This is a genomic window from Pseudomonas sp. 1 R 17 (assembly GCF_900067035.1).
GTDB lineage: Bacteria > Pseudomonadota > Gammaproteobacteria > Pseudomonadales > Pseudomonadaceae > Aquipseudomonas > Aquipseudomonas marginalis.
Window position 1 is genome coordinate 159,224 of the sequence record NZ_FKLB01000034.1, and the last position, 23,023, is coordinate 182,246.

The window sequence follows — 23,023 nt, forward strand, 5'->3', positions numbered from 1 at the left end:
TTACCCGTTATATAGATATTCGATCAGGTTCTACCATGGCCTCAACCTCATGCGAGGAAGAGGATTGCCATCATGAACTGCTCGACGACCATCAGCTACAAACCCTTCAGTCACCTGACCCGGCCTCGGGAAGTGATTCGCCAATTCACCCCCAACTGGTTCGCCGCGACCATGGGCACCGGTGTGCTGGCGCTGGCCCTGGCGCAATGGCCGGTCAACCTGCCAGGTGTGCAGGCCATTGCCGAAGCACTGTGGTGGTTCACCATTGGTCTGTTCATTCTGTTCAGTGCCCTGTATACCGCGCGCTGGGTGATGTTTTTCCACGAGGCGCGGCGGATTTTCGGGCACTCCACGGTCTCGATGTTCTTCGGCACCATCCCCATGGGCCTGGCGACCATTCTCAATGGCTTGCTGCTGTTTGGCCTGCCGCGTTGGGGCGCCGATGTGATTGCGTTGGCCGAAGCCCTGTGGTGGCTGGATGTGGCGATGGCCCTGGCCTGCGGTGTGCTGATTCCCTTCATGATGTTCACCCGCCAGGAACACAGCATCGATCAGATGACTGCGGTCTGGTTGCTGCCGGTGGTGGCGGCCGAAGTCGCCGCAGCCAGCGGCGGCTTGCTCGCGCCGCACCTGGCGGACGCTCATTCGCAACTGGTGATGCTGGTGACCAGCTACGTGTTGTGGGCGTTTTCCCTGCCGGTGGCGTTCAGCATCCTGACCATCCTGATGTTGCGCATGGCCCTGCACAAACTGCCCCACGCCAACATGGCGGCGTCGAGCTGGCTGGCGCTGGGCCCGATCGGTACCGGTGCCCTGGGCATGTTGTTGCTGGGCGGCGATGCTCCGGCGATCTTTGCCGCCAATGGCTTGTCCGGCGTGGGTGAAATAGCCAATGGGCTCGGCCTGGTCGCAGGCATCACCCTGTGGGGCTTCGGCTTGTGGTGGATGCTGATCGCGGTATTGATCACCCTGCGTTACCTGCGCGGCGGTATCCCGTTCAACCTCGGTTGGTGGGGCTTTACCTTCCCATTGGGGGTGTACGCCCTGGCCACGCTGAAGTTGGCGAGCCTGCTGCACCTGGGCTTCTTCAGCGCCTTCGGTAGCCTGCTGGTGGTGGCGTTGGCGCTGATGTGGCTGATCGTGGCCAAGCGCACCGTGCAGGGCGCCTATAAGGGAGAGCTTTTTGTTTCGCCGTGCATTGCAGGACTAGGGAATAAGTAAGCGGAGTTAGGTAAAGTCGTGGCCTGATAACTATTAGGCCACGCAGGAACACGGACGATGAGCCACCCCTCACAATTCACCTTGCTGCGCACACGGCGCTTCCTGCCGTTTTTCATCACCCAGTTGCTGGGCGCTTTCAACGACAACATCTTCAAGCAATCGCTGATCCTGGCGATTCTCTACAAGCTCACCATCGACGGTGACCGCAGCATTTGGGTCAACCTGTGCGCCTTGCTGTTTATCCTGCCGTTCTTCCTGTTTTCGGCGCTGGCCGGGCAGTTTGGCGAAAAATTCAACAAGGATGCGTTGATCCGTGCGATCAAGATCGGCGAGATCGTGATCATGGCCGTCGGTGCCACAGGCTTCCTGTTCAACCATTTGGAATTGATGCTGCTGGCGTTGTTTGCCATGGGTACCCATTCGGCGCTGTTCGGTCCGGTGAAGTACTCGATCATGCCCCAGGCCCTGCACGAAGATGAGCTGGTAGGTGGCAACGGCCTGGTGGAGATGGGTACGTTCCTGGCCATCCTGGCCGGCACCATTGGCGCCGGTATCATGATGTCGTCCACCCATTACGCGCCGATCGTGGCGGTGGCGATTGTCGGCGTGGCGGTGCTGGGTTACCTGGCCAGCCGCAGCATTCCACGGGCGGCCGCATCCACGCCGCAACTGCGCCTGGATTGGAATATCTTCACCCAGTCCTGGGCCACGCTGCGCATGGGCCTGGGGCAGACGCCCGCGGTGTCGCGCTCGATTGTCGGTAACTCGTGGTTCTGGTTTGTCGGCGCGATCTACCTGACGCAGATCCCGGCCTACGCCAAGGAGTGGTTGTACGGCGATGAAACCGTGGTCACCCTGATCCTCACGGTGTTCTCGGTGGGCATCGCCCTGGGCTCGATGCTCTGCGAAAAACTCTCCGGGCGTAAGGTGGAAATCGGCCTGGTACCGTTTGGCTCGTTCGGCCTGACGGTGTTCGGCCTGCTGCTGTGGTGGCATTCCGGCGGTTTCCCGCAGAACGTCCAGGCCAACGATTGGCTCGCGGTGCTCAGCTACGGCCAAGCCTGGTGGGTGTTGTTCGATATCCTTGGCCTGGGTGTGTTCGGCGGCTTCTATATCGTGCCGCTGTACGCGCTGATCCAGTCGCGTACCGCCGAGAACGAGCGGGCGCGGGTGATCGCCGCCAACAACATTCTCAATGCGCTGTTCATGGTGGTATCGGCGATCGTGTCGATCCTGCTGCTGAGCGTGGCCAAGCTGTCGATCCCGGAGTTGTTCTTGGTGGTGTCGCTGCTCAACATCGCGGTCAACGCCTACATCTTCAAGATCGTCCCCGAGTTCACCATGCGCTTCATGATCTGGCTGCTCAGCCATTCCATGTACCGCGTGGAGCATCGCAACCTCGACCTGATCCCGGACGAAGGCGCAGCGTTGCTGGTGTGCAATCACGTGTCGTTTGTCGATGCGTTGTTGATCGGTGGCGCGGTGCGTCGGCCGATTCGCTTTGTCATGTACTACAAGATCTACCGTTTGCCGGTGCTGAACTTTATCTTCCGCACCGCCGGGGCGATTCCGATTGCCGGGCGCAATGAAGATATCCAGATCTACGAAAAGGCCTTCACGCGCATTGCCCAGTACCTGAAGGACGGGGAGTTGGTGTGTATCTTCCCGGAAGGCAAATTGACGGCGGATGGCGAGATGAATGAGTTCCGTGGTGGGGTGACGCGCATCCTGGAAGAGACACCGGTGCCGGTGATTCCGATGGCGTTGCAGGGGCTGTGGGGGAGTTTCTTCAGCCGCGATCCGCACAAGGGCTTCTTTCATCGGATCTGGTCGCGGGTGGTATTGGTGGCGGGTGAGCCTGTTGCCGTGGGGGCGGCTACGCCTGCGCAGTTGCAGGCGGTGGTGGGTGTTTTGCGGGGGAGTGTCAGGTAGTTCTGTGCTGGATGTTCCGGACTCATCGGGGGCTTGCCCCCGATGGCGGTAGCGGCCTAAGCGCTGATCTTAAGCCCAACAAGCCCGCAAATGATCAACGCCACACTGGCCAATCGAAACAACGCCATGGACTCCCCGAACAGGACAATCCCGGCAATCACGGTGCCCACCGCACCCACGCCGGTCCAGATGGCATAGGCGGTGCCCAGGGGCAGTTCTTTCATGGCCAGCCCCAGCAGGCCGAGGCTGATGGCCATGGCTGCAATCGTCAGGGCCGTGGGCAGTGGCTTGCTGAAACCGTCGGTGTACTTCAGGCCGACGGCCCAGCCGACTTCGAACAAGCCGGCAAAAAACAGAATGATCCAGGACATGATGACCTCGCTTCCATAGGCGGGGTCGTCCCCGGATTGTGCGCCTCGACAGCGTCGCGAGGTCGTCCCCGCGAAGCTCGGTAGAGTGCCGAAAATTGATCATGCGATCAAGTTTGCGGCGTGTTCTCCATTACGCGGCGGTCTTCCTTCTCGCTCATGCGGCGGAAATACGTCGACAGCAATGCCCCGGAAATATTGTGCCAGACACTGAACAACGCACTGGGCACTGCCGCCAACGGCGAAAAGTGCGCACTGGCCAAGGCGGCGCCCAGCCCTGAGTTCTGCATGCCCACTTCCAGCGCCAACGACTTGCGTTGGGCCAATGGCAACTTGAACACGCGGCCGGTGAAGTAGCCCAGCAGGTAGCCGAAGCTGTTGTGCAGCATCACCACAGCCATGATCAGCAGGCCCGATTCGGCAATTTTCGCCTGGCTGGCAGCCACTACCGCGGCAACGATGATCACAATGCTGACCACCGACACCAGGGGCAGCACGTCCACCGCATGGCGGACCCGCTCGCCGAGCACGCGTTGCGCGACCACGCCGAGCACGATCGGCAGCAGCACCACTTGCAGGATCGACCAGAACAACTCCATGAACGACACCGGCAACCAGGCCGAGGCCAACAGCCAGATCAGCGCCGGGGTGAGCAGCGGGGCGAGGAGGGTGGTGACGGCAGCGATGGCCACCGACAGCGCCAGGTCGCCACGGGCCAGCCAGGTCATCACGTTGGAGGAGGTGCCGCTTGGGCAGCAACCGACCAGGATCACGCCGACGGCAATTTCCGGCGGCAGGTGAAAGGCCTGGCACAGCAGCCAGGCCACCCCCGGCATGATCACGAAATGCGCGACCACGCCCAGAGCCACGCGCCACGGGTGGCGAGCGACTTCGGCGAAGTCTTCAAGTTTGAGGGTCAGCCCCATGCCGAACATCACCAGGCCCAGCAGCGGGACGATGGCGCTTTTCAGGCCGATGAACCAGCTGGGCTCGAGGAACGCGACAACGGCGAAGATCAACACCCAGTAGGCGAAGGTATTGCCGACGAAGCGGCTCAAGGCGGCGAGTGCGCGCATGGGGGTGTCCTTGTTATTAGATTCTTGAAGTGCAAATGCGATCAAATGTGTGAGGGGTAATTCCCCTCCCACAATTTGATCTTCAAACGGCTTAGATACCTTGCGGGGTTTCTTCGCCGCCAAGGGCTTCGATCAGCGCCGGCAGGAAGTCACCGAAGGTCAGCATCATCAGCGTGAAGCTGGCGTCCAGTTGACCCAGGGCCTCTTCACCACCGTCCTGTTCCGCCTGGTCTTGCAGCAGGTCTTCGAACTTCAGGCGCTTGACGGTCATCTTGTCGTCGAGCATGAAGGACAGCTTGTCCTGCCAGGCCAGGGACAATTGGGTCACGACTTTGCCGGTGGTCAGGTGCAACTGGATTTCTTCGCCGGTCAGGTCCTGGCGCTTGCAACGCACAATGCCGCCGTCTTCGTGGGTGTCGCGCAGTTCGCATTCGTCGAGGACGAAGAAGTCAGCGGCCGGTTTCTGGGTGGTGACCCAGTCGGTCATGATGGCCGTGGGCGCGGTCTTCACGGTGAGTGGGCGAACCGGCAGGGTGCCGATCACTTCCCGCAGGGTGGAGAGCAGGTCTTCGGCGCGTTTCGGGCTGGCGGAGTTCACCAGGATCAGGCCCTGTTTCGGCGCGATGGCGGCAAAGGTCGACGAACGACGAATAAAGGCGCGGGGCAGGAAGGCCTGGATGATTTCATCCTTGATCTGGTCGCGTTCCTTTTTATAGACCTTGCGCATTTGCTCGGCTTCGATCTCTTCGACTTTCTCTTTCAGTGCGTCACGCACCACGCTACCCGGCAGGATGCGTTCTTCCTTGCGGGCGGCGATCAGCAGGAAGTCACCGCTGACGTGAACCAGGGGAGCGTCCTCGCCTTTACCGAAAGGCGCGACGAAACCGTAGGTGGTCAACTCCTGGCTTGCACAAGGGCGCGCCAGTTTGGTGGCCATGGCCGCTTCCAACGCCTCGGCATCAACAGGCAGATCTTGGGTCAGGCGATAGATAAGCAGGTTCTTGAACCACATGGGGTGAGTCTCTCCTTTATACAAAGGGGGGCATTATTCTCTTGATAGCGCCCCAGGCCAACCCTGCCTAAGCCATTGGAAGGCCTCAAAAAAAAGATTTAAGAAAGTGCTTGCCAGACCCAAGGTCGCTCCGTAGAATGCGCGCCACACCGAGACGAAGGGTGATTAGCTCAGCTGGGAGAGCATCTGCCTTACAAGCAGAGGGTCGGCGGTTCGATCCCGTCATCACCCACCATTCGCTTCATGTGTTACGCGCAGCGGTAGTTCAGTCGGTTAGAATACCGGCCTGTCACGCCGGGGGTCGCGGGTTCGAGTCCCGTCCGCTGCGCCATATTCGGTAGCCTGGAACGCTGAACGCCAGGTCACCACAGAAAGCCCGCCTGATCGCGGGCTTTTTGCTGTCCGGAATATGGCAAAAAATCGTACGATGAACTTTTTTTGAATAAATTGCATTTAAATCAAGACATTACGATTTTTTGGTGTATGATGCGCCCACACCGAAACGAAGGGTGATTAGCTCAGCTGGGAGAGCATCTGCCTTACAAGCAGAGGGTCGGCGGTTCGATCCCGTCATCACCCACCATTCGCTTCACGTGTTACGCGCAGCGGTAGTTCAGTCGGTTAGAATACCGGCCTGTCACGCCGGGGGTCGCGGGTTCGAGTCCCGTCCGCTGCGCCATATTCGGTCACATGGCCCACTGAACGCCAGGTCACCACAGAAATCCCGCTCATTGAGCGGGTTTTTTTTGCCTGCGATTTGACCTTTCTGCGCCTTGCCTTTGCGCTGACGCTACCTGACCTTTTTCTTGCGTGGCTGGCGCGTGGCCAAGTGCTCGAAGCAAAAAGACGCAGTGCCGAACACGGCGATTATGCTCAGGACGATCATGCCTAGGGTTGAGCTTTCCACGATGGGCTTCCTACGTGATGGAGTAGGCGTCCACGGTAGAGTTACGGCGAAAGCGCCTCAATAGACCCGACGCAATCCTTACGACGCCGGGCCCATTGTTACGCAGTCTTTACGGGGCGTTGCGGCTGTGGCGGTAATCGCTGACCGCTTCATACACCGCCTTGCGCAAGCGATTGATGCCACCGATGGGCCGATGCTCGGCTACGCCAAACCATGGGTTGAACGACTGGTTGTCGCACGCCAGGTTCTGCTCGGGCGTATCGAAATCCTGGGCCGGGATCCGCACCTTGGCTACGCTCTCGTAGGGCGCATCGCTCTCCTTCCACTCGATGCTGGTGTCTTCGATCGGCATGAATTTCTGCGGGTTCTGCCGCTGGATCTGCAACACGAAACATGCCGGCACGCGGTCGGTGGACAGCTGCTGGCTCAAGGCACTGCGCAGGAAGTTCGGCAGGTCCTGGTTCTGCTTGGGCAGGGCGTATTCCGGGCAGCTCTGTGGGTCGGGCGCCACACGGAACTTGGCATTGGCCGCGCCGAACTTGTAGGGCGATACCGAAAAATAGGTGGTCTGTGTCGGGCTGGCCGGTGCGGGTGCCAGGGTTGCCAGGGCGATAAACAGGTGACGCACCTGCCAACTGCGCGGGTCGGCCTTGGGGAAGAACGCCAGGACTTTCTTGCCATCCGCCTGGGCGCCGATGTTCTGCGCGTACTCCGCCACATCGCTGACAAAGAAATTCGGGTGGCTGAACATCACGAAGTCCTGTTCCGTGCGGGCCTGCTGGTCGGCGAGCAATTGTTTGCCCGGCACATCCAACAGCTTGAGCGCCATGCCCCGGGCATCGCGGATGCTGTCGAACTGCGGGTAGGCGTTGCCGTTGGACAAGCGCATCATGGCCTGCCAGGTCTTGCCTGGTTCGGCAAATACGCCCTGGCGCAACGCCGGGTCGAGATCGGCCAGCACACTGACTTCGGCTTTCACGCAACCATGGGCCTTGGCGTGGGCATCGCGCAGGTAGCGCGTGCCTTCGCGATGCTGGTCAACGATGCGCACGGCGGTCTGGATAATGCCCTGGGTCATTGCCGCTTCACCCGCAGGGATCTGCTCGTCCGGCGACACCGGTCCGCTGTGCTGCCAGGCAAACCAGGCCGTGCTCGCCAGCCAGCCGAGCAGGCCGAGGCCCACCAGCCACAACAGGGTCTTGCCGAGAAACCGGCCAAGGCCCAGCCACAGGCGGGCGAGCAGGGAAGGTTGGTCGTATCGAGATCGGATCATCATGGCAGTTGTTGCTCCAGCGGGCCGCCCAGCACTTTGAGGTATTCCAGCAGTGCCCAGCGTTCCTGCGGCAGCAAGCTGCGGCCGATAACGCCATTGCCACGCTTGCCGGCACGGAATTCGTGGCCGCTGTTGTGGTTGCCGGTGAGTTTGGTATCGAACAGGAAGGCATTCTTGAACGCTGCGGTCTCAAAGCCCAGGTGACGCGGGTCGTAGTTGAAGGTGCCTTTATAGAAGGTGGTGCTGCGTTCATCCTGAGGCGAGAGCAACTGGTAGATCGTCGGCACCGAGCCGTTGTGCAGGAACGGCGGGGTCGCCCACACACCGGCCAGCGGGCGGGCCTTGTAGGCACGCAACTCGCGCACGCCAATGGGCAGGCCGTAGCCATCCAGGCGCGGGCGCTCGGCCGCGGTGACGCCGGCGGCGCGGTAGGCGTGATCTTCGACGAAGGCGGTGACGTAGGCCAGGCCCTTGGCCACGGACATTTTCTTCAGGTCCAGCGGCTCGGTGGGGGTGGGGTGCAGTTCGACATTGAGCTTGGCCAGTTCCGCCGGGTCCCACTGCAGGGCACTGAGGTCATAGCGCTGGTCGGCAATGTTGCTGGCGGTGCCGGGGTCGGTGCCGATGTACTCCACCGGCAGCATTTTCAGCTGCTGCACCGGGCGGCCATTTTCCTCGGTGACGGCCGGTACATGGCAGCCGGCGCAGTTCTCGGCGAACAGCGCGCGGCCCTGGGCGGCGAGGGGCTTGTCGACGGGGCCGAACAAGTCCTCGGGCCAGGTCGGTGGTTTGAGGCGTTGCAGGGTTTCTTCGATCCGGTTGAGGTCACGCACCCTGACGCTCGACGGGTAGCGCGCATCGCCCTGAAGCGGTTGGCCGGCGGCGTCGAAAAAGCTCAATGTCGCGCCTACACCGAGGGCTTCACCGATATTGCGCGCCATGGGTTGCTGGGCCGAGCCGTTCCATTGCACCCAGTCGAAGGTCCAGATGTCCCACAGCTGCGGGTAGTCCACCGGCGCATTGGCGACGCGGTAGTTGTCTGGCGAAATGGCATCGCCAAAGCTGGCATTGGCGATTCGGCCAAAGGCGTCGGTGCGGCCTGGTCCCTCTTCGGTGGGGTAGAGGCCGCGGTGGGTGTCGTTCCAGGCGACCTTGAGGAACTGGTTCAGCGACTGTTTGAAGTCCTCGCGCAACTGGCTGTGCTCGGCGTCGTAGCGATCCCCCAGCACCTGGCGGGCAAACCGCTCGAATTTCCAGGGGTTGTAGTAGGTGGCGGCGAGGCTGGCGACCAGGGCCTGGCCGAAACTGCCACCGCGCAAGGTGGGTACGCTGGAAGGCAGTACGTGTTGGGCCGAGCCGCCGTCGATACGCAGGGCCTGGCCCTTGAAGTGTAATTCGCCGGTATGGCAGGCGGCGCAGGTAATATCCAGGTACTCGACGTTGCTGTCGGCGTTTTTGTGCCGGGCGAAGCCCACGGGCAGGTTGCCGGGGTTTTGCGTGGTGGGTACCTGCTTGGGGTCCACCAGGAAACCGAAGCGCGCCAGGTACTCCGGCGTGGCAAAACGCCGCTCGGAGAACGGCAGTTCCAGGGCGGTGAACCAGTTGTAGTGCAGGCCTTTTACTTGGGTGCCCTGGGGCGTGAAGTAATAGGTCTGGCGGTCGGCGGCACTCCATTGGTCCTGGTAGCGCACCTGTTCCACCGGCACGTAGTCGGGCAGCCTGGGGTTGACGGTGTAGTAAAGCACCACGGCCAGGATCAGGCCCAGCGCGATGAGTATCAGCAGTAAAACACGGGAAAAAATGCGCAAGATGGCTATCCTTGTCTCGGCCTTGTCGAGTGGTCGCGTTGTTATGCCACTACGCCACGGGTGCGGCAAGTGGCCATGAGTCAGATGAGAGGCGGTCCCGCGATCCGTCGCGGGCTCCCATAATGAATGAAAATGCTTTTAAACACGTGAACTTATCGGAAGTTTCCTGCTCACATGCCGGTAGCCATTGGTCGTGGCCGCCTGATAAGCTCGCGACTTTATTCGAATGCCCTTTTGGCGCATGAACAAGGAAATAGCATGAAACAGCATCGGTTGGCGGCGGCGGTGGCCCTGGTTAGCCTGGTACTTGCGGGTTGTGATTCGCAGACCAGCGTAGAGCTGAAAACCCCGGCGCAGAAAGCTTCCTACGGCATCGGCCTGAACATGGGCAAAAGCCTTGCCCAGGAAGGCATGGATGACCTGGATTCCAAAGCGGTAGCCCAAGGCATCGAAGATGCCGTCGGCAAGAAAGAGCAGAAGCTCAAAGACGACGAACTGGTTGAAGCGTTTGCCGCACTGCAGAAGCGTGCTGAAGAACGCATGACCAAAATGAGCGAAGAGTCGGCAGCCGCCGGCAAGAAATTCCTCGAAGACAACGCCAAGAAAGACGGCGTAGTCACCACCGCTTCCGGCCTGCAGTACAAGATCACCAAGAAAGCCGACGGCCCACAGCCTAAGCCAACTGACGTGGTGACTGTTCACTACACCGGCAAGCTCACCAACGGCACCACCTTTGACAGCTCCGTGGATCGCGGCAGCCCGATTGACCTGCCGGTCAGCGGTGTGATTCCTGGCTGGGTCGAAGGCCTGCAACTGATGCACGTAGGCGAGAAGGTCGAGTTGTACATCCCGTCCGACCTGGCCTACGGCGCCCAGAGCCCGAGCCCGGCAATCCCGGCAAACTCGGTGCTGGTATTCGACCTGGAACTGCTGGCCATCAAGGACCCAGCCAAGGCTGAAGCCCCTGCTGCACCTGCCGCCAAGAAGTAATCGGCGCTTGAACACGCAACGCCCCGTCTTGACGGGGCGTTGTTGTTTTCGGGGTTTTCAAAATCAGTCCCTGTAGACATCCGATCGAACGCCCGTACGCTGTAACAGTCTGATGTAAGACTCGAGTACGGGTATCGGCAGATCTGCGCCAAGTCAATGAATTCTTGGGTTTTTTTGATGTGCGCAAAAAACGCCCGATCTGACTGGAAGCCTTGTAGACCGTGGCTTTCAGCCGGTAAAACAGGCTCTGTTCACAAGGTTATCCACAATTTGTGTGGATAACCTTTCTGTTTGATGGAACTGGAGTGACAGATGAAACCACCCTTCAATTTCACCCGTTTCCTGCCCATGGCGGCACGCTTGCTGGGCCGTGGACGTTTGCCGACCCTGCTGTTCGCTGTCGCCGCCAAAGGCTCCAGCCAGGGCAACCGCCTGGGTAAGCTCAAGGATGATCTCAAGCTGCTTCAATCCCTGTGCCTGGCCTACTGGCGTGGCGAGTACCGAGCCATCAGCCCCAAGGCGCTGATCTCTGTGGTGGCGGGGTTGATGTATTTCCTCAGCCCGATTGATGCGATCCCGGACTTTATCCCCATGTTCGGCATGCTCGACGACATCGCCGTACTGGCGTGGGTCATGAAGACCCTGGAAGGTGAACTGAGCGCGTTTCGCGCCTGGCGTGACGCACAGCGCCCGGAAAAACTCGCGGTGGTTGAGCGTTTGCCTGCCACCCCGGCCTTGCTGGCCAAGGAAAACCCGCAAAAAAACGGATGACGTGGCTATCCCCCTGCGACCTTTGTGGCTGTTAGGATTACACTCCTAAGGAAAGAGCTTACTCAGTAAGTGCAGTTATCCTACGGGGCGGTCATGGATATTCAGATAATTTCACGCAATGGCGAACCCGAGTACGCGGTGTTGCCATGGGATCAGTACCAGGCGCTGCTAAAAGCCGCCGGTCAGCAACAGCCTTCACCGACGCCTTCTCCTACTGCACACGCCGCACCTGACCAGGATTTGCGCCCGCTCGCAGACCTGCGCGGCTTGCGTGAAGCCAAGGGCCTGGCGATTGAAGCGTTGGCCCGCACCGTGGGCATCAGCCCCTCGTATCTAGGATTGATCGAAAGTGGTGAACGTCAGCCGGATGCCGCAATCCGCCGCAGCCTGGCCTGGGAATTAGGCGTTGCAGGTTGGAGGGATGAATCTTGAGCCTACGTATCAGTCGTCAACATTGGGATGGGTTACTTAACGAACTGGACCAGGCGCGCCGCCAGCGCCATCTGCTGACCTACCGAGCACTGTTGGAGCGCCTGCAATTTCCGACGCCGGCGATGCAAACCCTGGCCGCTGCCCTGGAGCACCTGGCGGCGCTGGACGCCAAGGCCGAGCAACCGTTGCGCAGCTCCCTGGTGATCAGCCAGGGCGCCAGCCGCCTGCCGCGTACCGGGTTCTTTGAGTGTGTGGAGCGCCTGGGGCGTTTCAGCGGGCCGTCCGATGGTGTGGCCGCCGCCTCCTGGCATGCCTCGGAAGTGGTGCGGGTGTTCGAATACGAGTATCCGGAGTCTGCCGAGGCTTAAAGTGCCTGGGGCAACATGTCCATGCTGTCGATCACATGGATGCTGTAGCCGGTCATATCCTTGGCATGGTGCTTGGCCTGCGAGGCCAGTTCCGCCAACTGGCTGGCATCGAGTTGTCCACAGGCCTGTGGATACAAATGCACCACCCCGATCGACAGTGACAGCAACGCAAACTCCTGGCGTACGCCCTGGCGGTTCAGCGCCACGAAGCAGCCGGCGTCGAGGTGCTCGGCGCGGTAGAAGCGCCTGCACTGGGTATGGAAATCGTCCAGTAGCTGGTTGAGCCGCTTGCGCCAATCCTGTGGCCCCAATACCAGCAGAAAGTCATCGCCACCGATGTGCCCGACAAAGTCGCGGCTGGGGTCGACCCGGTCGTTCAGGCACTGCGCCAGGCACAGCAACACCTCATCCCCACGTCCGTAGCCGTAGATGTCGTTGAACGGCTTGAAGCTGTCGATATCCACGTAGCAGATCACCGATTCTCGCTGTTGCTGCAACAGTCGCGTCAGGCACTGCTGGATCGGCACGTTGCCGGGCAGCAGGGTCAGCGGGTTGGCATAGCGCGCCTGCTGGATTTTCAGTTCGGTGATCAGCTTGAGTACATCGATTACCCGGCCCAGGCCGAGGTAATCGCCATTGAGGGTGATGATGAAATCTTCTTCGATACGTTGCCGTGCGCGGCTGGTCAGCAGGCGGCTGACCTGTTGCAGCGACTGGCTCAACTCTACCGCCAGAAAATCCGTACTCATCAGCCGGCTGATGGGCTTGCGCGCAAACAGGTCGGTGGCAAACGGCTTGAGCAGCGCATCGGAGAGTGAATGCCGGTGCACGATCCCCACCGGGTGGCCGCGTCCATCCAGAACCGCCAGGGAGTTAAGGTTTGCCTGGCGGCGGAACGCCTCCAACACCTGGGCGGTGGCGGTGTCCTGATCGACCGCCGGTTGTTCGCTGAGCAGGGCGCTGAGGTCGCCGGCTTCTTCGCTGAGGGCCACATTGGCCTGGTCGGGCTTGGGCAGCATCTGGCGCGCTTCCTGTGGCGGCTGCTCCTGTGGACGGCAGAGCAGGTAACCCTGGACCAGGTCGACGCCCATCTCGGTCAATACCGCCAGCTCTTCCGGCAATTCGATGCCCTCGGCGATCACCTGGGCCCGTGAGGCCCTGGCGATCTGCAGGATAGAGCCGACAAACTCACGCTTGAGCGCATCCTGATGGATACCGTCGATAAAGTGGCGGTCGATCTTCACGTAATCCGGGCGCAGCTCCGACCACAAGCGCAGGCTGGAATAGCCGGCACCCAAGTCATCCAAGGCAATCGAAAAGCCCATGTTGCGGTAATGGTGCAGGGCGGTTTGCAGCAGGTCGAAATCGTCGGTGGGGGTCTGCTCGGTGAGTTCGATCACCACCTGGCTCGGCGGAATGCCGAAGTCGCGCAGCAATTGCAGGGTGCGGCCCGGTTGATGAGCGGTCTCCATCAAGGATTCGGGCGAGACATTCAGGAACAGCTTGCCCGGCAGCTTTTGCTCGCTGAAGCGGCGGCATGCGCTTTCGCGGCAGGCCATTTCCAGTTCGCTGAGGCGACCGGCATGGCGCGCCACCGAGAACAGCGCGATGGGGGAGTGCAGCGGGCTGTTCGACGGGCCGCGGCTGAGGGCTTCGTAGCCAAGGATGCGCCGTTCTGACAGGCAGATGATCGGTTGGAACAGGCTGTGCAAACTGCCTTGAGCCAGGATAGAGCCCAATGCACTCAGCTGTTCGGTCATAGTCATGGCGATCTCGATCGAAAAAAAAGGACCGTGGGCGTTACGCCGACGGTCCTTCATTTCACGACAGAATGATGTCTATATGATGACACTCCAGGGAGCGATCACATTAAATCGCCATCATTTACTGCTTGGCCACCTGTTTGGTGATTTTCAGGTAGTCCAGCAGGATCCGGCCGCTCTCGGCCAGGTAAGCGTCGTCTTCCGGCTTGGTTTTATCCGCTTCGGTCGGCAGCGCATCCTCGTCTTCTTTCTTCAGCTCCTTGAGGGGTTCTTCGCCCTTGGCCTTGCGGCGGATGTTTTCCAAGGCGAGTTGCTTGTTTTCGATGTCGGAGTGCTGTGCACGACGGTCCACTTCATTGAGGCTGACGGTTTTTTCTTCCATCAACTTCTTGGCCAGGGCCAGCTTGTCGCGGATGAACACAAACTCGGCATCCTTGGCGGAGCGGGTATCGTGGTCAGCCTTCAACTGCGCGAGGAACGGCTTGAACGGGTCCGAGGCCGGCTTGATCGCAGGACGGATGGTGTCCCACGGCATGGCTTCCGGCAGGGCGCTTTCGCCGATTTCCTTGGTGTCGATGATCGACGGGAAATCGATGTCCGGCAGTACGCCCTGATGCTGGGTGCTCTGCCCGGAAACCCGGTAGAACTTGGCCAGCGTCAGCTTGAGCTCGCCATGGTTCAGCGGCTGGATGGTCTGCACGGTGCCTTTGCCGAAGGTCTGGCCGCCGATGATCAACGCGCGGTGGTAGTCCTGCATGGCACCGGCGAAAATCTCCGAAGCCGAAGCCGACAGACGGTTGACCAGCAACGCCATCGGGCCTTTGTAGAAGGCACCCGGGTTCTCGTCTTCGAGCACGTCGACACGGCCATCAGCGTTGCGTACCAACACGGTCGGGCCCTTGTCGATAAACAGGCTGGTCAGCTCGGTGGCTTCCTGCAGGGAACCGCCGCCGTTGTTGCGCAGGTCGATGACCACGCCGTCGACTTTTTCCTTCTGCAGCTCGGTAAGGATTTTCTTCACGTCGCGGGTGGTGGACTTGTAGTCCGGGTCACCGGCACGGAAGGCCTTGAAGTCCAGGTAGAAGGCCGGGATTTCAATCACCCCCAGCTTGTAGTCCTTGCCATCCTGCTTGAGGTTGAGGACTTTCTTCTGCACGGCCTGGTCTTCGAGCTTCACCGCCTCACGGGTGATGGACACGATCTTGCTGGTCTGGTCGTTCGGTGCATTGGTGTGCGGAATCACTTCCAGGCGCACCACGCTGCCTTTCGGCCCACGGATCAGCTTGACCACTTCGTCCAGGCGCCAACCGACCACATCGACCATCTCTTTGTCGGCCTGGGCCACACCGATGATCTTGTCGGCAGGCGCAACCTGCTTGGTCTTGTCTGCCGGACCGGCCGGCACCAGGCGCACGATCTTCACCTGGTCATTGTCGCTTTGCAGGACGGCACCGATGCCTTCCAGGGACAGACTCATGTTGATATCGAAGTTTTCCGCGTTATCTGGCGACAGATAATTGGTGTGCGGATCGTAGGACATCGCGAAGGTGTTGATGTAGGCCTGGAAGATATCTTCGGCACGGGTCTGGTCCAGGCGTGCCAGTTGATTCTTGTAGCGCTTGGTCAACAGTTCCTGGATGGCCTTGGGCTCTTTGCCGGCGATCTTCAGGCGCAGCACTTCGTCCTTGACGCGTTTGCGCCAGAGGTCGTCGAGGGCGGCGGTGCTGGTCAGCCAAGGCGCGTCCTTGCGGTCCACCAGAAGGGTTTCCTTCTGGGTGAAGTCGAGCTTGTCGACACCCTTGTCCAACTCACCCAGGGCGAAGTCCAGACGCGCTTTCACGCGATCCAGGTAGCGCTTGTAGATGGTGAAGCCGGGCTGCAGGTCGCCGCTCTTGAGGAAGTCGTCGAACTGCGTCTTCCACTTGTCGAACTCAGCGATATCGCTGGCCAGGAAGTAGCTGCGCGACGGGTCCAGCAGCTTGAGGTAGCTGTCATAGATGATCACCGAGCGCGCGTCGTCCAGCGGCGGCTTGCTGTAGTGATGACGCTTGAGCAACTCGACGACGTTAAGGCTGGCAATCACCTCATCGCGGTCCGGCTGAAGGTTGTCCCAGCTGTTGGCTGCGAACGTATTGGTCGACATCGACGCGAAGCCGATACCAATGAAAAGAGCGAGGGCGGTGCTGGGGAACAGATGCTTCATGCTGATTCGACGCGGGGGCAATTGATAACGCATATTAGGCCGTCTTTGAAGTTGCCGGTTCCATAGGGGCCGGTCGCATAATGCAAAAAGCCCGGCGCTACTGCTACGGGCTCAGTCCAGACTCACTATGGAGGCACTGTGAAAGCATTGCAAGGCGTTGAAGGTCATGTGGAGTGGTTGGACGAACCAAGTCCTACATGTGATGTAGGCCAAGTTCGCATTCGTGTGGCGGCTGCGGGCCTTAATCGCGCCGATTTATTGCAGCGTGCAGGGCTCTATCCGCCACCGCCTGGCGCCAGTGCCGTACTGGGACTTGAGTGTTCCGGGGTGATCAGTGAAGTGGGCCCGGGTTCGTCCTGGCAGGTGGGCGATCGCGTCTGTGCGTTGCTGGCCGGTGGCGGCATGGCCGAAGAAGTGGTGGTGGATGCACGTCATGTGCTGCCGGTGCCAGAAGGTTTGTCGCTGATTGAAGCGGCGGCGCTGCCGGAGGTGTACAGCACTGCGTGGCTGAATCTGTTCCAACTGGCGGGCCTCAAGCCCGGTGAGAAAGTGTTGCTGCACGCCGGCGCCAGTGGCGTGGGCTCGGCGGCCATCCAGCTGTGCAAGGCATTTGGCAGCCCGTGCTGGGTCAGCGTCGGCTCGGCGCAGCGCCTGGCCTACTGTGAAGACCTGGGCGCCCAGGGCGGCGTAGTACGCACTGACGGTATCGAAGGGCTGCGGGATTTCGGGCCATTCGATGTGATCCTCGATCCGGTCGGCGGCAACTACGCCGCGCTGGACCTCAAGCTGCTGGCGCTGGACGGTCGCTGGGTGTTGATCGGCTTGATGGGCGGCCGCGAGGCGCAACTGGACCTGGCCCAGGTGCTGGCCAAGCGTGTGCAACTGCTGGGTTCGACCCTGCGCAGCCGTGACGATCAGTTCAAGGCCGACCTGTTCAGCGACCTGAGCCAGCATGTATGGCCGTTGTTTGCCGAAGGTCGCCTGAGCCCGCAATTGGCCAGGACGTTCCCGATCAAGGATGCCGAGGCGGCGTTTGCGGAGCTGGCGACTAACCAGATCGCCGGGAAGCTGGTGTTGGTAATTGACGAGAGCCTGACCTGATCCCGGATTGGAATAGGGTCGATGTGGGAGGGGCGGTGCGACGCTTCGACTTGCCCCTCCCACATTTGATTGGATTTCAAGTCGGGATAGGCGGTGTCAGACCCAGTGGTGGATTGGCCAGCCGGATTTTTCGGCGTGGGTGCGTAATACCGGGTCCGGGTTCACCACCTGCGGGTGATCCACCTTCAGCAACAGCGGCAAATCATTGCGTGAATCCGAATAGAAGTACGCGCCAGCCAATGTCTCACCTTCCTGCTCCAGCCATTCCAGCAAGCGCGTGATCTTGCCTTCGCGGTAGGTCAGTACCCCCACGGTACGGCCGCTGTACACGCCATGACTCACTTCCAGCTCAATCCCCAGCACCTCATCAATGCCGATACGCGCCGCAATCGGTTTCACCAGGTGAGTCCCCGAGGCGGAGATCACCAGGATCCGGTCGCCGTTGGCGCGGTGGCGGGCGATGGTCCTGGTGGCGTCGCTGTAGATCAGCGGCTCAATCACATCCTCGACCCATGGCTCCACCAAATGCTCGATTTCCTCCGGGGTGCGGCCGATCATCGGCTCCAGGCTGAAGTCCATGAAGTCTTCCATGGCCAGCTCGCCGCGGCTGTAGGCGTCCATCAGCTCGTTGTTCCTGCCCATGAACGACGCCGGGTCGACCCAGCCCAGGCGCCCCATCTGTTCGCTCCAGAGGGTGGCGCAGTCGCCATGGATCAGGGTGTCGTCCAAATCAAAAATTACCAATGCCATCCGTTACGCTCTCTCAAGATTCACTGCTGCTCAGGCTACTTCACACAGCGCACTGGGGTCGATGGAAAGTGCCAGGCGCTGGCCGTCCGGGTGCAGATCGTCCGCCGAGCGGTTGAGCACGTCCACCACCAATTCCACGCCACGGGCTTCGATGCGGTAGCGAATCACGTTGCCCAGCAGGCTGTGGCTGCGCACCAGCGCGTCGAGTTCGCCGCTGCGGCTCAGTTCGATGGCCTCCGGGCGAATCGCGATGCGCCCGCTGATCGGGCGTTGCAGCAGTTGGCTGGCCTTGTCGGCGTCCAGCAGGTTGTAGTTGCCGATGAAACCGGCGGCGAATACATCCACCGGTGCGGTGTAGAGGGTCTCGGCATCGCCGCTTTGCACGATCTTGCCCTGGTTCATCAGGAAGATCCGGTCCGACATGGTCAGGGCTTCTTCCTGGTCATGGGTCACGAAGATCGTGGTCAACCCCAGTTCGCGCTGGATCTGGCGGATCTGTTCGCGCAGGTGCTTGCGAATCCGTGCATCCAGCGCCGACAGCGGCTCATCCAGCAGCAACAGGCGCGGGCGGGTGACCAGGGAGCGGGCCAGGGCCACCCGCTGGCACTGGCCGCCGGACATCTGGTGCGGGTAGCGGCCGGCCAGGTCCTTGAGTTCCACCAGTTGCAGCACTTCCTGCACGCGCTTGTGGCTGTCATCGGCGTTGACCTTTTGCATGCGCAGGCCGAAGGCGACGTTCTGTTCCACGGTCATGTTGGGGAACAGCGCATAGCTCTGGAACACCATGCCGATGTTGCGTTTCTGTGGGCTCAGCGGAACGATGTCCTGGCCGTCCAGCAGGATTTTCCCACTGTCCACTGCGGTCAGGCCGGCGATGCAGCGCAGCAGGGTGGACTTGCCGCAACCGGATGGGCCGAGCAGGGTGACGAACTCACCCTTGGCGATTTCGCAGTTGATGTCACTGAACACCGGGGTGCCGGCGTAGCCTTTTTGCAGATGTTGGACGCTGACGAAGCTCATTGGCTTTTGTCCTTGTTCAAGGTATTGGCGGCCCAGGTCAGCACCAGCACAAAGAAGAAATAGGAAATCACGACGGCGCTGGTGAAGTGGCCGCTGCTGTTGCGCATGTTGTTCAGGTACACCTGCAGGGTTTCGTAGCGAGTGCCCACGAGGATATTGGCGAACACGAACTCACCGAACAGGAACGAGAACGACAGCAGCAGCGCCACCATCAGGCCTTTGCGCAGGTTGGGCAGCACCACGAAGAGCGCGGCCTGCCAGGTGCTGGCGCCGAGCAGTTGCGAGGCGTCCATCAGGTCGCGCAGGTTGATGGCTTGCAGGTTGTTGGTGATCGCCCGGTACATGAATGGCAGCGCCACGGTGAAGTAGCAGCCGATCAGGATCCACGGCGTGCCCACCATCGCCAACGGCCCGGAACCGTACAGTTGCAGAAGGCCCACCGACGACACCACCGGCGGTACCGCGAAGGGCAGCAGGATCAGGATGTTCATCAAGGCGTCGAGCCTGGGAAAGTGGTAATGCACCACGAACAACAGCGGCAGAATCAACACCACCGACAGGATCAACGCACCCACGCACACCAGCAACGATTGCCCGAAGGCCATCAGGAAGCGTGGGTCGCTCCACAGCTGCACATACCACTTCACCGTGAAGCCCGCCGGCAGAATGGTTGCCGACCAACTGCTCGCAATGGAGTAGACGAACGTGCCGATCAGCGGCAGCACCAGGATCGCGAACAACAGGTACACCACCACGCGGTGGTAGAGGGAGGCCGGGCCGGCTTCAGCGCGAGACATGGTAGCTCCTCTTGAGCAGCAGTTGATGGACCACGGTGACCAGGGTCATCAGCGCCACCAGCACCACGGCCAGTGCGCTGGCCATGTTTGGATCGAGGGATACATCCCCCGACACGAGGCCGGCGATACGAATCGGCAGCACGTTGAAGTTACCGGTGGTCAAGGCGTAGACCGTCGCGTAGGCACCCAGGGCATTGGCCAGCAGGATCACGAACGTGCCCAGTAGCGCCGGGGTGAGCACCGGCAAGCCGATATGTCGCCAGAACTGCCAGCCATTGGCGCCGAGCAGGGCCGCCGACTCACGCCAGTCTTCACGCAGTGCGTCGAAGGCTGGGTAGAGCAGCAACACGCCGAGGGGGATCTGGAAGTAGGTATAGAGGATGATCAGGCCGGTCTTGGAGTACAGGTTGAAGTCCTGAATGATCCCGGCCTGCTTAAGCATGATGGTGATGCTGCCGTTGAACCCCAGCAGGATGATGAACGCGAAGGCCAGGGGCACGCCGGCAAAGTTGCTGGTCATGTTGGCGAAGGCGGTGACGAAGTTGCGCAGCGGCGAATCCACCCGGCGCAGGGAATAACTGCCCAGCGTGGCGATGATGATGCCGAAGATGCTCGAGTAGAAGCTGATCTCCAGGCTGAACTGGATGGCTTGCAGGTAGAACTTCGAACTGAAGATGCGCGTGAAGTTGTCCAGGCCCCAGCCAGTGTCTTCGGTCTGCAGGCTATTGATCAGCACCCATACCAGCGGGGCGATTTCGAACACGATAAAGAACAGCGCGAAAGGCACCAGGCACAGGAGTGCCAGCCATTTGCCACGGGATATTGAACTCACTTCAGTAACTCCCGGCACACAGGTTTGTCGTGGGGTACGCCCAGCAGTTCGCAGACGGTGCCGCACAGCTCGGTTTGTTTCGGTGCGGCTTGGGTGTCCAGGCTGAAGGCATCGCCGAGGACGAACAGCGGCACTTCCCGTTCTTCCGGCAGCAGGCCGTTGTGGGAGCGGTCGTTGTTCATGCCGTGGTCGGCGGTCACCAGCACCTGGTAACCGGCATCGAGCCAAGCTTGCAGGTAGTCGGCCAGGATGATGTCGGCCGAGCGTGCACTGTTGCGGTACTGCGGTGTGTCGAGGCCGTGCTTGTGGCCGGCGTCGTCGATATTCATCGGGTGCACCACCATGAAGTCCGGCGCGTGCTTGAGCCGCAGGCTGTCGGCGTCGGCGAACAGGTGGGAATCGGGGTAGTGGTCATTCCAGTAGAAATGCCCGTGCTGGATCGCCAGCGTCTTGTCGTCGGTATGACGATCCCGTGCGGCGAGAAAGGGCGTGCGGTTATACAACTCGCTGACCCAATGGTAAGCCGCCGCAGCCGTGGTGAGGCCGGCGTCGGTGGCGTAATGGAAAATGCTGCGCTGGTTGGACAGGCGCGAGACTTGGTTGTGCACGATACCGCTGTGGATCGGTGGCACGCCGGTGAGGATGCATTCGTACAGCGGGCGGGACAGGGCGGGCAGTTCACATTCCAGCTTGTAGAGGGCCGCGCGTCCTGCGCCGACATAGGCCTGCAAGTGTCCCATGGCGTGCCGGGCAACCTCGAAGTTCAGGCCGTCGAGCACGACAAGGATGACAGTGTGCTTCATGGGGGAGAGCGCTCCGCAGCAATAGACTTGACTCACTTCCCCTGGAGGAGCGAGGTCAAAAGTGTGGGAGGGGGCTTGCCCTAATGCCAGTCAGTTAAGCGTACATCGCCTCCTGTAGGAGCGAGCTTGCTCGCGAAAAACGTCAACGATAACGCGTGCTTCCTGAATGAACGCGGCGCCTGTGAGTTTTTCGCGAGCAAGCTCGCTCCTACAAAAAGCCTTAACTGACTGGCATTAGGGCAAGCCCCCTCCCACATTGGATCTCCAGTGGATTTCCAATGTGGGCGACAGGCTTACTTCATTTCTACGATGACCTGCTCGTTCCACAACTGTGGCAGCTTCTTGGAAGTCGCTTCCCACGCATCGGCATCCTTGATCGGCTGCGGGTTGGCCTTGGTGTACTGCTCGCCCGGGATCAGGTTCTTGGCGATGTCGGCCGGCAGCTTCAGGTCGGTTTCAGCACGGATCGGACGTGCGTTGCCACGGGCCAGGTTGAGTTGGCCGGCGTCGCTGAAGATGTATTCGCGGGTCAGCTTGGCGGCGTTCGGGTGCTTGGCGTATTTGTTGATGATGGTGGTATAGCCGGATTTCACCGAGCCGTCCGATGGGATCAGCACCACGTAGTCATCCGGGTTGGCCATCTTGGCTTTGTAGCTCAGGCCGTTGAAGTCCCAGACGATACCCACTTCGACTTCGCCTTTTTCCATGGTGGCGATGGTCGGGTTGGACAGGCCGAGGCGACCTTGCTGGGCGATCTTGGTGAAGAATTGCAGGCCGGGGGCGATGTTCTTTTCATCGCCTTTATTGGCGATGGCGGCGGCGAGTACGGCGTTGGAGGCCTGGGCCGCAGTGCTCACGTCACCCACCGAGACTTTGTATTTGCCGGTTTGCAGGTCAGCCCAACTGGTAGGGACTTCGGAACCGTGCAGCAGCTTCTTGTTGACGATGAACGCGATGGTGCCGGTGTAGGCCAGGGCCCAATGACCGTCCTTGTCTTTCGCCCAATCCGGCACCGAAGCCCAGTTGGACGGCTTGTACGGCTGGGTGACTTCCTGCTTCACCGCGATCGGGCCGAAGGCGGCGCCTACGTCGCCGATGTCGGCGCTGGCGTTGTCTTTTTCGGCCTTGAACTTGGCGATTTCCTGGGCCGAACTCATGTCGGTGTCGATGTGCTTGAGGCCGTAGGTCTTGGCCAGGTCTTCCCAGGTGCCTTTCCAGTTGGCCCAGTCATCGGGCATGCCGACGCTGTTGACGGCACCTTCCGCCTTCGCGGCGGCTTCCAAGGTTTTTAGATCGGTATCAGCGGCCATGGCGGCGGTGCACATGGCAATGGTCGAGCCTAACAGTGATGCCAGGAAAAGCTGTTTCATCCGAAGCTCCTTTGGGCGTTTTCAACGCGGCGGTGTTTTCTACGGTGTTGTTGGTCTAGGTCAGAGCAATACCTGAGCCAATCTAGACGCGATGGATGACAGTTTCATGTCGATGTCGTTTTCATAGCCTTGATGTCGCTCGGCGCAGACTTAGCGTAGACCATGCTCAAATGCCCGCAGCGACTGGACTTGGCCGATGTATTGCAGGGTGTGGTGCAGGGACGGG

At 60.6% G+C, this 23,023-nt stretch carries 20 protein-coding genes and 4 tRNA genes; 11 read left to right on the top strand and 13 right to left on the bottom strand.

Translation table 11 applies throughout. The features are described 5' to 3' along the window. The first annotated feature begins 72 nt into the window (after positions 1-72). Positions 73-1,221: a TDT family transporter gene (locus BFP99_RS11435; protein ID WP_065947285.1), complete on the top strand. Its 1,149-nt coding sequence runs from the start codon at positions 73-75 to the stop codon at positions 1,219-1,221. A 57-nt stretch (positions 1,222-1,278) separates the two neighbouring features. After that, a complete protein-coding gene (locus BFP99_RS11440) occupies positions 1,279-3,153 on the top strand; it encodes an MFS transporter (protein WP_065924523.1) in 1,875 nt (624 codons plus the stop codon). A 56-nt stretch (positions 3,154-3,209) separates the two neighbouring features. On the opposite strand, the gene sugE is transcribed toward BFP99_RS11440, so the two are convergent. The 3 genes from sugE to rdgC all read right to left on the bottom strand — a co-directional run bounded on the left by sugE (position 3,210) and on the right by rdgC (position 5,609). Then, positions 3,210-3,524: a quaternary ammonium compound efflux SMR transporter SugE gene (gene sugE, locus BFP99_RS11445; RefSeq protein ID WP_027607103.1), complete on the bottom strand. Its 315-nt coding sequence runs from the start codon at positions 3,522-3,524 to the stop codon at positions 3,210-3,212. Positions 3,525-3,631: 107 nt separating this feature from the next. Then, positions 3,632-4,597, bottom strand: a complete 966-nt coding sequence (locus BFP99_RS11450; protein ID WP_065924524.1) for a bile acid:sodium symporter family protein — start codon at positions 4,595-4,597, stop codon at positions 3,632-3,634. 91 nt (positions 4,598-4,688) lie between these two features. Beyond that, a complete protein-coding gene (gene rdgC, locus BFP99_RS11455) occupies positions 4,689-5,609 on the bottom strand; it encodes a recombination-associated protein RdgC (protein ID WP_065939896.1) in 921 nt (306 codons plus the stop codon). A gap of 159 nt (positions 5,610-5,768) precedes the next feature. Between rdgC and BFP99_RS11460 the strand changes: the two genes are divergently transcribed. The 4 genes from BFP99_RS11460 (at position 5,769) to BFP99_RS11475 (ending at position 6,288) form a co-directional block, all read left to right on the top strand. Then, a tRNA-Val gene (locus tag BFP99_RS11460) sits at positions 5,769-5,844 on the top strand. A gap of 19 nt (positions 5,845-5,863) precedes the next feature. Continuing rightward, positions 5,864-5,940, top strand: a tRNA-Asp gene (locus tag BFP99_RS11465). Between the two features lie 176 nt (positions 5,941-6,116). Then, positions 6,117-6,192 (top strand) — tRNA-Val (locus tag BFP99_RS11470). Positions 6,193-6,211: 19 nt separating this feature from the next. Further along, a tRNA-Asp gene (locus tag BFP99_RS11475) sits at positions 6,212-6,288 on the top strand. A 337-nt stretch (positions 6,289-6,625) separates the two neighbouring features. On the opposite strand, the gene BFP99_RS11480 is transcribed toward BFP99_RS11475, so the two are convergent. Next, positions 6,626-7,792 (bottom strand): catalase family protein, encoded by a 1,167-nt coding sequence (locus BFP99_RS11480; protein WP_065924526.1) that lies wholly within the window; start codon positions 7,790-7,792, stop codon positions 6,626-6,628. After that, positions 7,789-9,597: a di-heme-cytochrome C peroxidase gene (locus tag BFP99_RS11485; RefSeq protein WP_065924527.1), complete on the bottom strand. Its 1,809-nt coding sequence runs from the start codon at positions 9,595-9,597 to the stop codon at positions 7,789-7,791. Before BFP99_RS11485 ends, BFP99_RS11480 begins: the two co-directional genes overlap by 4 nt. A gap of 258 nt (positions 9,598-9,855) precedes the next feature. On the opposite strand from BFP99_RS11485, the gene BFP99_RS11490 reads away from it, so the two are divergent. The 4 genes from BFP99_RS11490 to BFP99_RS11505 all read left to right on the top strand — a co-directional run bounded on the left by BFP99_RS11490 (position 9,856) and on the right by BFP99_RS11505 (position 12,158). Then, positions 9,856-10,587 carry an FKBP-type peptidyl-prolyl cis-trans isomerase gene (locus BFP99_RS11490; RefSeq protein ID WP_012723274.1) on the top strand — a complete coding sequence of 244 codons (732 nt, stop codon included), beginning with the start codon at positions 9,856-9,858 and terminating at the stop codon, positions 10,585-10,587. A 312-nt stretch (positions 10,588-10,899) separates the two neighbouring features. After that, positions 10,900-11,358 (top strand): YkvA family protein, encoded by a 459-nt coding sequence (locus tag BFP99_RS11495; RefSeq protein ID WP_027607108.1) that lies wholly within the window; start codon positions 10,900-10,902, stop codon positions 11,356-11,358. Positions 11,359-11,451: 93 nt separating this feature from the next. Then, positions 11,452-11,790, top strand: a complete 339-nt coding sequence (locus BFP99_RS11500; RefSeq protein WP_065924556.1) for a helix-turn-helix domain-containing protein — start codon at positions 11,452-11,454, stop codon at positions 11,788-11,790. Further along, positions 11,787-12,158 carry a hypothetical protein gene (locus BFP99_RS11505; protein WP_005786715.1) on the top strand — a complete coding sequence of 124 codons (372 nt, stop codon included), beginning with the start codon at positions 11,787-11,789 and terminating at the stop codon, positions 12,156-12,158. The genes BFP99_RS11500 and BFP99_RS11505 overlap by 4 nt, the downstream gene beginning before the upstream one ends. Here the strand turns inward: BFP99_RS11505 and BFP99_RS11510 are convergent. Together BFP99_RS11510 and BFP99_RS11515 are read right to left on the bottom strand one after the other, a co-directional pair. After that, positions 12,155-13,924: a bifunctional diguanylate cyclase/phosphodiesterase gene (locus tag BFP99_RS11510; RefSeq protein ID WP_043293707.1), complete on the bottom strand. Its 1,770-nt coding sequence runs from the start codon at positions 13,922-13,924 to the stop codon at positions 12,155-12,157. The two genes, BFP99_RS11505 and BFP99_RS11510, sit on opposite strands and share 4 nt — an antisense overlap. A 118-nt stretch (positions 13,925-14,042) precedes the next feature. After that, positions 14,043-16,124, bottom strand: coding sequence for a carboxy terminal-processing peptidase (locus tag BFP99_RS11515; RefSeq protein WP_174562728.1), 2,082 nt, complete (start codon positions 16,122-16,124; stop codon positions 14,043-14,045). A gap of 138 nt (positions 16,125-16,262) precedes the next feature. Here BFP99_RS11515 and BFP99_RS11520 point away from each other — a divergent pair, with 138 nt between their 5' ends. Beyond that, complete coding sequence (locus BFP99_RS11520) at positions 16,263-17,225, top strand: zinc-binding dehydrogenase (protein ID WP_065924529.1); 963 nt, start codon at positions 16,263-16,265, stop codon at positions 17,223-17,225. 96 nt (positions 17,226-17,321) lie between these two features. Here the strand turns inward: BFP99_RS11520 and BFP99_RS11525 are convergent, their stop codons facing one another. From BFP99_RS11525 to BFP99_RS11550, 6 genes are all read right to left on the bottom strand, one after another. Then, complete coding sequence (locus BFP99_RS11525) at positions 17,322-17,975, bottom strand: HAD family hydrolase (RefSeq protein ID WP_065947286.1); 654 nt, start codon at positions 17,973-17,975, stop codon at positions 17,322-17,324. 30 nt (positions 17,976-18,005) lie between these two features. Continuing rightward, positions 18,006-18,995: an ABC transporter ATP-binding protein gene (locus tag BFP99_RS11530; protein WP_065924530.1), complete on the bottom strand. Its 990-nt coding sequence runs from the start codon at positions 18,993-18,995 to the stop codon at positions 18,006-18,008. Continuing rightward, positions 18,992-19,792, bottom strand: a complete 801-nt coding sequence (locus tag BFP99_RS11535; RefSeq protein ID WP_065924531.1) for an ABC transporter permease — start codon at positions 19,790-19,792, stop codon at positions 18,992-18,994. Before BFP99_RS11535 ends, BFP99_RS11530 begins: the two co-directional genes overlap by 4 nt. Then, positions 19,779-20,624 carry an ABC transporter permease gene (locus tag BFP99_RS11540; protein ID WP_065947287.1) on the bottom strand — a complete coding sequence of 282 codons (846 nt, stop codon included), beginning with the start codon at positions 20,622-20,624 and terminating at the stop codon, positions 19,779-19,781. Before BFP99_RS11540 ends, BFP99_RS11535 begins: the two co-directional genes overlap by 14 nt. Next, positions 20,621-21,427 carry an alkaline phosphatase family protein gene (locus BFP99_RS11545; RefSeq protein ID WP_065947288.1) on the bottom strand — a complete coding sequence of 269 codons (807 nt, stop codon included), beginning with the start codon at positions 21,425-21,427 and terminating at the stop codon, positions 20,621-20,623. Before BFP99_RS11545 ends, BFP99_RS11540 begins: the two co-directional genes overlap by 4 nt. A 293-nt stretch (positions 21,428-21,720) precedes the next feature. After that, positions 21,721-22,797 (bottom strand): ABC transporter substrate-binding protein, encoded by a 1,077-nt coding sequence (locus tag BFP99_RS11550; protein WP_027607118.1) that lies wholly within the window; start codon positions 22,795-22,797, stop codon positions 21,721-21,723. Positions 22,798-23,023: the final 226 nt, after the last annotated feature.

What these genes read in the sequence shown, in the direction of transcription:
- BFP99_RS11435 (WP_065947285.1), top strand. Translation starts at nt 73, where the DNA reads ATGAACTGCTCGACGACCATCAGCTACAAACCCTTCAGTCACCTGACC.
- BFP99_RS11440 (WP_065924523.1), top strand. Translation starts at nt 1,279, where the DNA reads ATGAGCCACCCCTCACAATTCACCTTGCTGCGCACACGGCGCTTCCTG.
- sugE (WP_027607103.1), bottom strand. Translation starts at nt 3,524, where the DNA reads ATGTCCTGGATCATTCTGTTTTTTGCCGGCTTGTTCGAAGTCGGCTGG.
- BFP99_RS11450 (WP_065924524.1), bottom strand. Translation starts at nt 4,597, where the DNA reads ATGCGCGCACTCGCCGCCTTGAGCCGCTTCGTCGGCAATACCTTCGCC.
- rdgC (WP_065939896.1), bottom strand. Translation starts at nt 5,609, where the DNA reads ATGTGGTTCAAGAACCTGCTTATCTATCGCCTGACCCAAGATCTGCCT.
- BFP99_RS11480 (WP_065924526.1), bottom strand. Translation starts at nt 7,792, where the DNA reads ATGATGATCCGATCTCGATACGACCAACCTTCCCTGCTCGCCCGCCTG.
- BFP99_RS11490 (WP_012723274.1), top strand. Translation starts at nt 9,856, where the DNA reads ATGAAACAGCATCGGTTGGCGGCGGCGGTGGCCCTGGTTAGCCTGGTA.
- BFP99_RS11495 (WP_027607108.1), top strand. Translation starts at nt 10,900, where the DNA reads ATGAAACCACCCTTCAATTTCACCCGTTTCCTGCCCATGGCGGCACGC.
- BFP99_RS11500 (WP_065924556.1), top strand. Translation starts at nt 11,452, where the DNA reads ATGGATATTCAGATAATTTCACGCAATGGCGAACCCGAGTACGCGGTG.
- BFP99_RS11510 (WP_043293707.1), bottom strand. Translation starts at nt 13,924, where the DNA reads ATGACTATGACCGAACAGCTGAGTGCATTGGGCTCTATCCTGGCTCAA.
- BFP99_RS11515 (WP_174562728.1), bottom strand. Translation starts at nt 16,124, where the DNA reads ATGAAGCATCTGTTCCCCAGCACCGCCCTCGCTCTTTTCATTGGTATC.
- BFP99_RS11525 (WP_065947286.1), bottom strand. Translation starts at nt 17,975, where the DNA reads ATGGCATTGGTAATTTTTGATTTGGACGACACCCTGATCCATGGCGAC.
- BFP99_RS11530 (WP_065924530.1), bottom strand. Translation starts at nt 18,995, where the DNA reads ATGAGCTTCGTCAGCGTCCAACATCTGCAAAAAGGCTACGCCGGCACC.
- BFP99_RS11535 (WP_065924531.1), bottom strand. Translation starts at nt 19,792, where the DNA reads ATGTCTCGCGCTGAAGCCGGCCCGGCCTCCCTCTACCACCGCGTGGTG.
- BFP99_RS11545 (WP_065947288.1), bottom strand. Translation starts at nt 21,427, where the DNA reads ATGAAGCACACTGTCATCCTTGTCGTGCTCGACGGCCTGAACTTCGAG.
- BFP99_RS11550 (WP_027607118.1), bottom strand. Translation starts at nt 22,797, where the DNA reads ATGAAACAGCTTTTCCTGGCATCACTGTTAGGCTCGACCATTGCCATG.